A 12,167-nucleotide genomic window follows, 5' to 3' on the forward strand; every position below is an offset into this window, starting at 1 on the left:
TTTTTAGTCCCCAAAACCAGATTATTCTGTCACCTGATAAGCCAGTCTTTAGTCAAAGTGAATAACGATGACTTTAACTGGCTTAACTGATCAATCATCAGGCTCTTCGGAAACAGGTTTTTCACCAAAGGAACATTGATTCCCAGCCCGACCACATCAATCCCTGACTGCTGACAACGACTCACCAGATCGACTACCGCATTGTGATGCTCACAGTCAGGCGCTCCATCCGTAATCATCAAAATCAGACGACGTTCCGCCTTTGCCTGACAGATTTGATGAACTGCATGCCACAATCCTGTGGCCATGGGTGTTGAGTCGTGGCTGTCCAAAGCCGCCAGTGTTTGAGCTACCTTTTGAGTAGACTCTTTGCCTGTGACTATAGGAAAGACTCTGTCTTCTCTGGTTCCCGGATAAGCCGATGCTGAAACAGTGACTCCGTTAATCTGCTTCAGGGCATAGACCAGCGCCAGAACCGCTTCCCTTGCCAACGGCATCCTTACGGCCATGGAAGAAGAAATATCCAGCGAGATATGAACGGTGGCATTGATAGTGATGGATTCTGCCCGTCGTTTGAAAAGACGACCATCATCCAATGCTATTCTGTGCAACCGTTTGCCATCTATCCGGGTGCCTCTCTTGCCTGTGCGATCTCGGGTGAGCGTTTTTGCCTGAACCAGTCCGGTTAGCTGTGCGGCTAATCGGGTGGATTCTGACTGCACTTTCCAGAGCAAGTCTTTTGCGGCCTGCTTATCTTCATCTGTCGTCACCACTACATCCAGTCCTGGTGTTGTGGTGATGGCAGACAAGCCTGAAGATTGCTCGCAACTCCATGACTCCAGCTCTCCGGCGACCGTTTCAAACAGGTCATTCGGCCAGTCCTGATCGGTAGATTCCAGAACTTGCTTCAAGCTCTCTTTTTGGAGCAACAGGTCTTCAGCCTTTTCTGAAGCATCGCCATTGTCTGAAACGTCCTGGTTACTACTTCCACACGAATGTTCAGGATTATCACCTTCTCCTTCCTCAGAATCGGATTCCTGCTCACCACCTGACACAGAATCTGTTTTATCCTCTTGATCCTGTGCTTCGGATTCCTGAGAATCCCTCTCCTGTTCTTCTGACGAATTTTCGGGTTTATCAGAACCTTCCTCACCAGAATCTTTGCTGTCAGAATTTTCATTGCTGAGATTCTGAAACAAAGCGATGATCTGGTCAGCCAACGTCAGAGCCTCCCTGGTGCTGTTCAAGTCGGGAACCTGTTTTAACAGTCCATTCAGCGAATCCAGTAACTGTTTGGGAAAACAGACTTTCATCACTTTGCGGGCTTTTATTGCTTCCTGCTTCAGCGCCTTCTGACCCAGAACTTCACTACGCAGAATCACCAGCAAAGCGTCGTTTAGCACCTTCACAGGCGGGTCACTCTTGTCCGGCGCACTTAAACGACCTTCAGTCACCAACTGGTGAACGACACCCGCAAGAGAAAAAGCAGCGCCGGGGTATTCCCGACTGATGGCTTTTTCAATGCGAATATCTTCTAAAAGGTTGGTCAGCCTGCGCCGAAGGGCTGAACCTTCATAGTCTTCTGAGTAACTCCTTCGGGACTAGTTATTTGCATAGAGTCAAGATGGTGCGGCTGTTTCAATTTCGACCAGTTTGTAACCCATGTCTTCAGCGCGCTTTCTCATGTTTTTAATGACTCGGTCACGGTATTGCTCCTCGTAGTAATCCTGACCTCTATCTACGTACTCTGAGCCGTTTTTCAGCATGCTGTAAATCAGCCGGGCAAGTTTATGTGCAGTCGCTGTAATCGCTTTTGGTGCCCCCAGCTTACTTCTCATTCGACGATAATAGGCTCCCAGCGCACTTTTCGAACTCACCAGAGTCAGTGCAGCCATACGCAGAGCAGAAGCGGCCCGGTTAGGGATTCTTTTGGTCTTGCTGCTCAACACTTTGCCTCCTGATATCTTGTTTCCCGGGCTCAGTCCCAGCCAGGAACAAAAGTGCTTCACTGTCGGCCAGCGACTCATGTCTGTACCAATTTCAGAAACTACCTTCAGGGCGGTATTTTCCTCTATTCCCTCAATCGATGTCAGATCTACCCCTGTCACCCGGTAAAGGTGAGTTCTTACATCAAAAGCAGGGGCGCTGGCTGATTTGCGTTTTGCAGGCAGAGAGATACTCTCGGACTTCTGAGTAACTCCTTCGGGACTAGTTATTTGCATAGAGTCAAGATGGTGCGGCTGTTTCAATTTCGACCAGTTTGTAACCCATGTCTTCAGCGCGCTTTCTCATGTTTTTAATGACTCGGTCACGGTATTGCTCCTCGTAGTAATCCTGACCTCTATCTACGTACTCTGAGCCGTTTTTCAGCATGCTGTAAATCAGCCGGGCAAGTTTATGTGCAGTCGCTGTAATCGCTTTTGGTGCCCCCAGCTTACTTCTCATTCGACGATAATAGGCTCCCAGCGCACTTTTCGAACTCACCAGAGTCAGTGCAGCCATACGCAGAGCAGAAGCGGCCCGGTTAGGGATTCTTTTGGTCTTGCTGCTCAACACTTTGCCTCCTGATATCTTGTTTCCCGGGCTCAGTCCCAGCCAGGAACAAAAGTGCTTCACTGTCGGCCAGCGACTCATGTCTGTACCAATTTCAGAAACTACCTTCAGGGCGGTATTTTCCTCTATTCCCTCAATCGATGTCAGATCTACCCCTGTCACCCGGTAAAGGTGAGTTCTTACATCAAAAGCAGGGGCGCTGGCTGATTTGCGTTTTGCAGGCAGAGAGATACTCTCGGACTTATCATCAAACTGGTTCAACTGGTCTTCCAATGCCTTGTCACAAGCTTCAATTTGCTTTTCGTAAAAATCATAAAGCTCAACAGACTGCTTTAAGGCAAATAGGTGTTCCACCCGGTAATGCCCATGCAGTGACTTAGCAATGACTTTCTCTGATTTTTTACAATGAGAGTCCCGGTGTTTGGCCAGTACCTCTGGGTCACGCTCTCCCGCGAGAATGGAGAGAATGATACCCATCCCCGTTTTGCCAGTGATATCCGCAACGACATTGTCCAACAACAGGTTCATTTGCCGTAAAGCTTTCTGCATGTGCTGTATGTGCGACGCCCGGTAACGGATCAGGGTTTCACGCTGACGCATATAGGCACGCAAGGCACACACCTGATCTTCAGGGCGAAAAGCTCCCTCAAGCAGGCCATGAGTATGCAGTTGTTGTAGCCACTGACAGTCCTGCACATCACTTTTACGACCAGGGACGTTTTTAACATGACGAGCATTCACCAGTTTGACGTCAAGGCCGTGCTCTTCAAGCATTTCGAAAGCGGGAATCCAATAGATTCCGGTAGACTCCATGACCACGGTCGTAATTCCGATTTTCACGAGCCATTGAGTCATCATTTCGAGATCAGAGGTAAAGCAGGCAAAAGACCGAACCGACTGTTCATCGAGCTCTTTAGGGACAGCAACAAAGTGGAACTCTGAACCAATATCAATGCCTGCAGCATAGAGGTTCACGGTTTTTAGATGGCCAGATATCCGCTTTTGAACTTTAGCCGGATTTAGGTTGTGTTTCATGACTGCGTTCCTACACTACTGAACGAAGGCATATCCGGGTATGGGGCTGTCGATCATATGCAGTCTTCTGAACGAGATCGCCAGGCGTCATCAGTGATGCGGTCGCCAGCCTCCCGACCACGCTAAACTTCGGGCAAGAGCACCAGTGTGCGTTCGGTCTCTGGCTCGGATATGCCTCCTTCCTTATCGTAGGACGAAGAATTGAGGTTGGCAGCTAAGAGTTACTCTGGGTTGTGTGCCCGCCGGGCGGGCTAAACCCATACGTATGCTCGGTGCTACTTTCACGCCTCCAACAGCAACAGACACCAAAGCAGACAACAAGCCCAGGTTACTGCGCCTGCCCGCTGGCAGTATTCTGTCCGGTCAGCTTATAACCGGGCTGGACGTACCCACCGGCCAGGGCGCACGACGGGAGCCTTATCCCGTTCTTATCCGAATCAAAGCCTCAGCCATTTTACCCAACCGCTACCGAACCAATGTGCGTGAATGCTTTGTGCTGGCTTCCGGTTATGGCGACCTGAGTTCCGAGCGGGCTTACCTTCGCAGTGAAACTTTGTCGTGCATTTTCAGTAGCAAAATCAAAGACAAAGAGCAGGTTATTGAACGACCACTGGAAGGTTATTTAGCCGGAGAAGATGGCAAGGCTGGCTTACGGGGAAGACTGGTTAGCAAGCAGGGACAGGTCATGGCGAAAGCGGCGATGGCGGGATTCCTTGGCGGTGTCAGTCAGGCGTTTGATATCAAACCTGTCCCTGTGTTTTCCGTGGTGCCGAATAAAAACGGTGAAATTCAGTCTCCTTTCCAGTCCGGCTTGAAAGGCAGTGAAGCCCTCCAAAGCTCCCTGATCAAGGGCAGCAACAAGGCCTTGGAAAAGCTGGCGGACTTTTATCTGAAACTGGCGGATCAGATGGTGCCGGTTATTGAAATCAGCGCAGAACGAAAAGTCGATTTGATCCTGACCAGAGGTTTACAGCCATGAGCTAAGAGTTACTCTGGGTTGTGTGCCCGCCGGGCGGGCTAAACCCATACGTATGCTCGGTGCTACTTTCACGCCTCCAACAGCAACAGACACCAAAGCAGACAACAAGCCCAGGTTACTGCGCCTGCCCGCTGGCAGTATTCTGTCCGGTCAGCTTATAACCGGGCTGGACGTACCCACCGGCCAGGGCGCACGACGGGAGCCTTATCCCGTTCTTATCCGAATCAAAGCCTCAGCCATTTTACCCAACCGCTACCGAACCAATGTGCGTGAATGCTTTGTGCTGGCTTCCGGTTATGGCGACCTGAGTTCCGAGCGGGCTTACCTTCGCAGTGAAACTTTGTCGTGCATTTTCAGTAGCAAAATCAAAGACAAAGAGCAGGTTATTGAACGACCACTGGAAGGTTATTTAGCCGGAGAAGATGGCAAGGCTGGCTTACGGGGAAGACTGGTTAGCAAGCAGGGACAGGTCATGGCGAAAGCGGCGATGGCGGGATTCCTTGGCGGTGTCAGTCAGGCGTTTGATATCAAACCTGTCCCTGTGTTTTCCGTGGTGCCGAATAAAAACGGTGAAATTCAGTCTCCTTTCCAGTCCGGCTTGAAAGGCAGTGAAGCCCTCCAAAGCTCCCTGATCAAGGGCAGCAACAAGGCCTTGGAAAAGCTGGCGGACTTTTATCTGAAACTGGCGGATCAGATGGTGCCGGTTATTGAAATCAGCGCAGAACGAAAAGTCGATTTGATCCTGACCAGAGGTTTACAGCCATGAGCTTATTGTTTAAACCACAAAGGCACCAAGACACAAAGAAAAAATATTTAAAAGCCTTCGTGTCTTTGTGCCTTTGTGGTTCAACATTTTTACTTCAGGGCTGCTCCGTTTTGGGAATAGGTGAAAGTGAGTACGCCTGCGATAAACCCGGCAAAGGTGTCTGCAAATCCGCTCGGCAGGTCTACAGAGACACTGACCTCTCAACCATAGAACCCATAACACCACCACAACCAACCACCATGACCAGAGCAGAACCGGATCTATCTGTGGTCACACCCGAATCAACCCCAAACCGGTTACCCGCCCAAATCCTGAGAATCTGGATCGCCCCCTGGGTAGACAAACAGGGCAACTGGCACAGCGGTGGCGTAGTAATGACCGATATCTACCCGAGAGAATGGCAGTCTGCCATTCCCGTCTATTCCCCCTCAGATGATTAAAACCGGAGAACCAGCATGAACTCCCTTCCTCTCACTGACCTGCAAGCCTTCACCATTAAACAACAGCACTGGATGTTGTCACTGGCGACACTGATCATCCTTTCCCTGTTACCGCCAGAACTTCAGGCGGCAGACCCTGTGGTACCGACAGGCTCCACTGATTTCGCTGAAATCTATGCCCGGCTGGTAGGGTGGATTAAAGGCGATCTCGGCAGAACCTTATCCATCGCTTTTGTATTGATCGGGCTGGCTTACGGCATGGCGCGAAACTCCCTGATCGGTTTTGCCACAGGAGTTGGTGCAGCGGTGGGTTTGCAGGTCACTCCCACCATCATCAACTCAATATTCGGGCTTTAACCATGACCGCTTCTCAGGTTTTATCGGTGGTTAACCACTGGCTGCACCCTCAGCAAAAATCGGAACCTCTGCCAACACCCCAACCAGCACCCGATACCAATCCGTCAGAGGGTTGTGCGGGTTATCAGGTAGGGGGTTGGAGCCATTCTCCATAAACAACAACCATTGATTCATCAGGTCAATGAACAACTCTGTCTACCTGATGAGCTGCAAGAGTTGTTTAACCAGACGCTGGATCAGCTGGCTCTCTGGCTACATCTTCTACCCGCTCACCCTCTTCATCATTGTGAACCCGCCGGAGCCTTGCGCCATGCACTGGAAACCGCTTTCTGGGCGGTGTCCTCCACACAACAAATCCATGTGGATCACGATCTCTACCCGGATCGACGACGGGCAAGACAACCCTTCTGGCGATTAATGGCAGGTGTCGCCGGTTTGCTGCATGACAGTGGACGCATGGTCAGCTGCGTAACAATCAGGGGGGAACAGGCCGGGCAATGGGTGGCGACTCAGCAAAGTCTGGGAAGCTGGCTACAACAGCACCGCATTGAGCGTTACTGTCCCCACTGGCAGCACTGTGAATCCCGTCCCGACAAGCCCATTCCACAAGAATATACCTGGACAAACCTGTTGCTGCTGGAGCAGCTGATACCTAACAACTTGCGTTATGCCTTACAGCCAGACCGGGATAAGGGCATCCTCTGGCAATCCTTTATCAGCGCACTGGTAGGGCAGAGCAGTCCTTTAGCGGTTAAACAACTGGTTAGTGCGGTGGAAGTGGCTCGCCTGAAAAGCGTCAAACTGCATTTTGTGCAGGGAGAGGCTCTGACAGGTCTCACTCAACCTCTTGCACCAGAGCAATCGGACTCAAAACAAGCTGCTCCACAGCAGCCTTCTGAATACGGGTTGGAATGGCTAAAACAAGTGGTGTCGCAGCTAAACCCCGATGGCGCGAAATGGGCAAAAGAGTCTCTGCTTTTGAATTGGCCGGAAGATGTCATCGGGCAAGAAGGATTACCCGACCCTGACGCCCTGATGGAGTGCTGGCAAGAACTAGGTTGGCTGCGCCCCATCGCTAACCAGGTCATTATTCGCCGCAATGGTCGTCAGGTGATTGCCTTACAGCCGGAAATATCCAAACGGTGTCGCCAGTGGTTGACGACCAGTGACGCAGAGATTTCGACATGATCAGCGATAAACCTTACCTGCAAAGCTGGCGACCCGTTTATGAACTTAGTTCGGCGGTACTCTGGTTCACGTCCATGAATGTCGCCATTACGCTGATGTTTTTCAGCTCGCTGCCAACGGTTGGTTTTATGGTGACCACCGCCTTGTGCGGCACGATCACTTTGACCCGGTTAACTCAAGCCCTGCCCCGATGGCAGCGCCACCAGAGATTGAAAGGCAAAAAGCTGACTCTGTTAACGCTGAACGCCAAACAGTGCCAAACCCTCCAACAACAGAACCATGACAAAGGTGTCTGGCTAGGCTGGGGTTTTGAGTGGCAACGACAGCATGGGCAGCTGGCGTGGGACCTGCTTCGCAGCGATAACCAGCCCGCCAAATCTGAGAGCATTATGGGCGCAGGCTGGATTCATGGCATGGAAGAGCATGAGCGAACACTGTTTCAACCGTTGGAACAGGTTCAGATGCACACCATGGTGATTGGTGTTCCCGGCAGCGGCAAAACCCGATTGTTTGATCTGCTGGTCACTCAGGCGGTGTTGCGTAACGAGCCGGTGATTATCATTGACCCCAAAGGCGACCATGACCTTGCTTCTCATACGCTCAGAAGTTGTGAGCTGTCAGGCAGTCAACGCCGTTTTATGAAGTTCCACCCCGGCTTTCCGGCAGACTCCATTCGTATCAACCTGTTGCAGAACTTTAACCGTTCCAGCGAACTGGCCAGCCGGATTGCCGGGCTGATGCCGTCTGGTGGTGATAACGCACCGTTTCAGGCGTTTGCCCAGAAAGCGGTAGATGCCGTTGTCCAAGGGTATTTGCTCTGTGGTCAGCGCCCTACTCTGGTACTTATTCGACAGGGGCTGGAAGGCGGTGTTACCGGACTGTTAATACGAGCATTAACCGCTGTTTGCTCTACATACTGTCCGGGGGCGGAGAAAAAAATCACTTCAAAATCACAACAGGGTAAGTCCAATCAGGATACCGTTGCCCACCGCTGGATAGCGCTTTATCGAGAACAGATCATGCCTGACAACCCCTGTACCGACGTGGAAGGCCTGATCTCGCTGTTTGAACACGACCGGGCGCACTACGGAAAAATGATCGCTACCCTGTTGCCTGCTCTTGGCATGTTAACCGGTGGACCTCTTGCGCGACTGCTATCACCCGACCCGACAGATATAGACGACCTTCGCCCCTGTACCCATACAGCCAGCCTGATCGAACAAAACAAGGTGATGTATTTCGGGCTGGATTCGTTAAGCGACCCGATGGTGGGTAAAGCCATCGGACAGCTGTTACTGGCAGACCTTGCTGCTGTGGCGGGTGACCGTTACAACTACTCATCCGCACACTCGCAACAACACAGCCAGCCCATTAACTTATTCGTGGATGAAGCCGCTGAAGTACTCTGCCCTCAACTGTTATCCCTGCTCAATAAAGGTCGAGGTGCAAAATTCCGCTTATACGTTGCCACCCAGACACTGGCGGACTTTGAGGCGCAGTTGGGCTCAGAAGCGGCTGCGGAACAATTTATCGACAACTGTAACCACCTGATCTGTCTGCGTACCCAGAATCCTGAAACCCAGAAATTTATCACCGACAAACTGCCACCGGTTCGTTACCGATACTTTATCCGCAACCAGGGCATCAGCACCGATGCCAACCGCCCTATGGAATTTACCGGCAACCTGAGTGAACAGCAGCTGGAAGAAACCGGTGATCTGTTCCCACCGCAACTACTAGGCGAACTGCCCAACCTTGAATATGTGGCACGATTGGGCGGTGGTCGTTTGCTGAAAGGCAGAATTCCGATTATCTGCTCTCCAGAATCCTGAACCTCTGATATCAGAACAATCCATGACAAATTCTCAAAAACAGACCAGCCCCATCGTTGCCTGGTGCTATGGGCTGGGTCTCATCCTGCCCTGGCTGGCTATTCCTGGGCAAAATATGAATCAATACCTGCAGAAGGAGCAGCAACAGTACGCCAGAAGTTTGGGGGAAGATAACGGTACCTGGATAATCCGCACCGGGCAGCGGTTCTATAACAAAACGGTGTTTGAATCCGGTGTACAGGGCTTTCTATTCAAGCACACCACACCGGATCGCAAGATGGGCGAAGGGCTCGCCACAACCATCGAGTTTTTTCAGGGCGTTGTCCGAAACTTTCTGACGCTTCTGCAACAATTGTTTTATCGTATTGCCCTGCTAATCGCCTGCTTTCCTTACTGGGGAATCGTTCTGCTGGCTGCGGTATTGGATGGATGTCTGATTCGGAGAATACGCTACCACGATTTTCACTACACCAGTCCACTGCGAAACCTATGGAGTCGTAGATTATGCCGATGGATTCCGGGACTGTTCCTGTATCTGGTGATGATTCCGTGGCCTTTCCCGGTCTGGCTCTTTCCTGTTATGGCGTGGCTGACCACGCTTTCACTGGGTTGGTGGACAGCCAACTGGCAGAAACGTGTCTGATGTTTTTCTTGCTTCTTTTATTACTGGTTTTTCCAACGCCTGCCAGCACCGGCGAACGATGGTTTGACCGACACTCTGAAGGCTGGTTCTGGTATGAACGCATTCCGGAACCAGAAACAGTGGAAGGCGATCAGTCCATAACACCTTCTCCCGTATTACCGGCGCCTCTCTCCACCCAATGGATCAGAAAAAACATAGGAGACTACCTGGACAGGGCTATTGATGAACCCACCAAAGAGCATGTAAGCCAGTATCTTTATCTGGACAGGTTCGTCAAAGAAAAAGCTGAACGATTCGCTCGTGTCGGCAAACAGGTGATTGAAAGCGATCCAATGCTGGATGAAAACGTCCGTCGTCCAATATCCCCGGCGGCAGCTAAAATAAAAGACAATATGGCGTATCAGGTCAGAGAGGCAGTGTTGAAAAAAATCGCAAAGAAAACCGGGTTGGTTTTTTACTACCGGGGTAATTGTTCGCTTTGCCATGTGCAGGCAAGAACAATCTTACTCCTGAGCATGGAGTACGGTTTTGAACTGATACCCATTTCAACGGACGGTCATCCTATACCGGAGTTGCCAAACAGTCGTATCGAACACTCACCTCCTCCCACTCTCAATATCCTCACCTATCCAGCACTGTTCCTGATGCAGCCGCCTGACAACATCGTGCTGATCCGCCAGGGCGCTATTTCCTTTGCAGCACTAACTGAGCGGTTGGTTGAAGTGGCTTTTCAGCAGGGCTGGATTGATAAAAACGAGTACCTGAAAACCCGAATTACCACTGAAACCTGGAACATTGAATCCCAACCGGTAAAGCAAAGCCTGAACATCAAACCGATTTCCAGCCACCATCAACCATAAACGTCATAACCTGAATATTATGAACACAGAACTGATGCTCTATGCCAAATACGAAAAGCCCTATGTCCGCCTCGAGGAGGTATGCGATGAATTCTTCGGTCTCTGCGAGAAGAAAGCCAAGGCAGCGGCGGCTTCCCAGCAACTGCCCGTGCCGGTAGTCCGGCTGACAGAAAGCAGGAAGTCGCCCATGATGATTCGGTTGTCTGATCTTGCCAGTTTTCTGGATAGTCGGCATCAGACCTACAGTAGTACCTGGGAAAAGGTCAGAGGCGTACGCTGAACGCTTTGGTTTATCAAGAGTTAAATATTAATACTTAGAGTATGAATATTAGATTTTAAACAAACCAACTTGTTTGACATAAACTATAAATCAACACCTTAGGTATTAATATGTCATCCAAGTTAAACTGGCTAATCAACCATACCTCTCCTGGCTCCCTGGTGCTTCAGCAGTGGCTGACGAAACACGGTATTCGCTATTCTTTGGCACAGAAGTATACCCAGAGCGGATGGCTTAAAAGGCTTAGCTCTGGTGTCTATTACCGCCCCGAACCCAGCGGCAAGCTGAAACCTGACTGGGCAGATGCATTACAGGCTCTCACTCAGCAATTGCAGCTGCCGGTGCACCTTGCCGGACTCAGTAGCTTGACCCATCAAGGGCTTAGCCATTACCTGCAACTGAGTTCAGAACAGGTTTGGGTGGGTGTCAGAAGCAAGCAAACCCTACCGAAATGGTTTCGTGAATTTCCTGAACAACCCTGGTTGTACAGTGGCAACCATAAACTTAGCGAACTGTCTGAAAAAGATTTCACCACAGTGACAGTGAAAGGAAAGGAACTCAGAACAAGCCGCCCGGAGCTGGCTGCCTACGAAGTGGTGGATGCTATCGGCAAGACTATTCGTTTTGAGCATGCTGCTGAACTGTTTCAGGGGTTGGTCAACCTGAGCCCGAGAAAAGTGCAATCACTTCTTAACCGCAGCAGCGCAGTTCAGACTAATCGTATTTTTCTATTCCTGAGTCACTACTGCGACCATCAGTGGGTCAGACGACTTGATGAATCCCAAATACAGCTTGGCTCAGGTAAACGTCAGGTGATTGCTAATGGCCGATTTGACGAGCGCTACCAGATCACTGTACCTGAATCTCTGTCAATGAAAAAAAGAAGATCCCTGTTGAATTGAGCGAACTGATAGACACCCGCTCTCGTATGGTCACTGCTCTAAAGACACAGTTCACGGAGAGAGACCAGGATTTTCTGTTAACTTTCAAGCGAGGCAAACCGGGCTGGTCTCTGTTTGATGAACCTTCAGCGGCGAAACTGCCTGCCATTCGGTGGAAACTGATGAATATTCAGCACCTGTCAAAGAATCAAGATAAGCATCAAGAGAAAATTAAAAAATTAGACGAGGTACTGGAACAATGGCTGCAGGCTGCAACCACCTGAAGCAGCTGGAGAAAACGGTTTACTGAATCATTGCCAGAGAGTCTGCTCACCGAAACAGGCTCTCTGGGT

At 50.6% G+C, this 12,167-nt stretch carries 15 protein-coding genes; 11 read left to right on the forward strand and 4 right to left on the reverse strand.

Annotated elements, in window-relative coordinates; genetic code table 11:
• Positions 1-29 precede the first annotated feature (29 nt).
• The 3 genes from NX722_RS11610 to NX722_RS11620 all read right to left on the reverse strand — a co-directional run bounded on the left by NX722_RS11610 (position 30) and on the right by NX722_RS11620 (position 3,588).
• The gene (locus NX722_RS11610) at positions 30-1,550 is read right to left on the reverse strand and encodes a hypothetical protein (protein WP_262568653.1); all 1,521 of its coding nucleotides are present in this window, start codon (positions 1,548-1,550) and stop codon (positions 30-32) included.
• A 69-nt stretch (positions 1,551-1,619) separates the two neighbouring features.
• Entirely contained in the window at positions 1,620-2,222 is a 603-nt protein-coding gene (locus NX722_RS11615) for a transposase (RefSeq protein ID WP_262568112.1), read from the reverse strand.
• A gap of 4 nt (positions 2,223-2,226) precedes the next feature.
• Positions 2,227-3,588: an IS110 family RNA-guided transposase gene (locus NX722_RS11620; protein ID WP_262568113.1), complete on the reverse strand. Its 1,362-nt coding sequence runs from the start codon at positions 3,586-3,588 to the stop codon at positions 2,227-2,229.
• 265 nt (positions 3,589-3,853) lie between these two features.
• Between NX722_RS11620 and NX722_RS11625 the strand changes: the two genes are divergently transcribed.
• The 4 genes from NX722_RS11625 to traA all read left to right on the forward strand — a co-directional run bounded on the left by NX722_RS11625 (position 3,854) and on the right by traA (position 6,130).
• The gene (locus NX722_RS11625; RefSeq protein ID WP_262568114.1) at positions 3,854-4,567 is read left to right on the forward strand and encodes a TraB/VirB10 family protein; all 714 of its coding nucleotides are present in this window, start codon (positions 3,854-3,856) and stop codon (positions 4,565-4,567) included.
• Positions 4,568-4,619: 52 nt separating this feature from the next.
• On the forward strand, positions 4,620-5,333 hold the full coding sequence (locus NX722_RS11630; RefSeq protein ID WP_262568114.1) for a TraB/VirB10 family protein: 714 nt from the start codon (positions 4,620-4,622) through the stop codon (positions 5,331-5,333).
• A gap of 110 nt (positions 5,334-5,443) precedes the next feature.
• Positions 5,444-5,773 carry a TraV family lipoprotein gene (locus NX722_RS11635; protein WP_262568115.1) on the forward strand — a complete coding sequence of 110 codons (330 nt, stop codon included), beginning with the start codon at positions 5,444-5,446 and terminating at the stop codon, positions 5,771-5,773.
• Positions 5,774-5,788: 15 nt separating this feature from the next.
• Positions 5,789-6,130, forward strand: coding sequence for a TraA family conjugative transfer protein (gene traA / locus NX722_RS11640; protein WP_262568116.1), 342 nt, complete (start codon positions 5,789-5,791; stop codon positions 6,128-6,130).
• A 30-nt stretch (positions 6,131-6,160) separates the two neighbouring features.
• Here the strand turns inward: traA and NX722_RS11645 are convergent, their stop codons facing one another.
• On the reverse strand, positions 6,161-6,283 hold the full coding sequence (locus NX722_RS11645) for a hypothetical protein (RefSeq protein ID WP_265442350.1): 123 nt from the start codon (positions 6,281-6,283) through the stop codon (positions 6,161-6,163).
• Positions 6,284-6,295: 12 nt separating this feature from the next.
• Here NX722_RS11645 and NX722_RS11650 point away from each other — a divergent pair, with 12 nt between their 5' ends.
• The 7 genes from NX722_RS11650 to NX722_RS11680 all read left to right on the forward strand — a co-directional run bounded on the left by NX722_RS11650 (position 6,296) and on the right by NX722_RS11680 (position 12,098).
• Complete coding sequence (locus NX722_RS11650) at positions 6,296-7,318, forward strand: TraI domain-containing protein (RefSeq protein WP_262568118.1); 1,023 nt, start codon at positions 6,296-6,298, stop codon at positions 7,316-7,318.
• Complete coding sequence (gene traD / locus NX722_RS11655; protein ID WP_262568119.1) at positions 7,315-9,150, forward strand: conjugative transfer system coupling protein TraD; 1,836 nt, start codon at positions 7,315-7,317, stop codon at positions 9,148-9,150. The genes NX722_RS11650 and traD overlap by 4 nt, the downstream gene beginning before the upstream one ends.
• Positions 9,151-9,172: 22 nt before the next feature.
• Positions 9,173-9,793, forward strand: coding sequence for a DUF4400 domain-containing protein (locus NX722_RS11660; RefSeq protein ID WP_262568120.1), 621 nt, complete (start codon positions 9,173-9,175; stop codon positions 9,791-9,793).
• Positions 9,793-10,653, forward strand: a complete 861-nt coding sequence (gene traF / locus NX722_RS11665) for a conjugal transfer protein TraF (protein WP_262568121.1) — start codon at positions 9,793-9,795, stop codon at positions 10,651-10,653. Before NX722_RS11660 ends, traF begins: the two co-directional genes overlap by 1 nt.
• A gap of 19 nt (positions 10,654-10,672) precedes the next feature.
• Positions 10,673-10,933 carry a pyocin activator PrtN family protein gene (locus NX722_RS11670; protein WP_262568122.1) on the forward strand — a complete coding sequence of 87 codons (261 nt, stop codon included), beginning with the start codon at positions 10,673-10,675 and terminating at the stop codon, positions 10,931-10,933.
• 110 nt (positions 10,934-11,043) lie between these two features.
• Positions 11,044-11,835, forward strand: a complete 792-nt coding sequence (locus NX722_RS11675; protein ID WP_262568123.1) for a type IV toxin-antitoxin system AbiEi family antitoxin — start codon at positions 11,044-11,046, stop codon at positions 11,833-11,835.
• Positions 11,832-12,098 (forward strand): hypothetical protein, encoded by a 267-nt coding sequence (locus tag NX722_RS11680; RefSeq protein ID WP_456077460.1) that lies wholly within the window; start codon positions 11,832-11,834, stop codon positions 12,096-12,098. Before NX722_RS11675 ends, NX722_RS11680 begins: the two co-directional genes overlap by 4 nt.
• Positions 12,099-12,167: the final 69 nt, after the last annotated feature.

It is taken from the genome of Endozoicomonas gorgoniicola, assembly GCF_025562715.2.
GTDB lineage: Bacteria > Pseudomonadota > Gammaproteobacteria > Pseudomonadales > Endozoicomonadaceae > Endozoicomonas_A > Endozoicomonas_A gorgoniicola.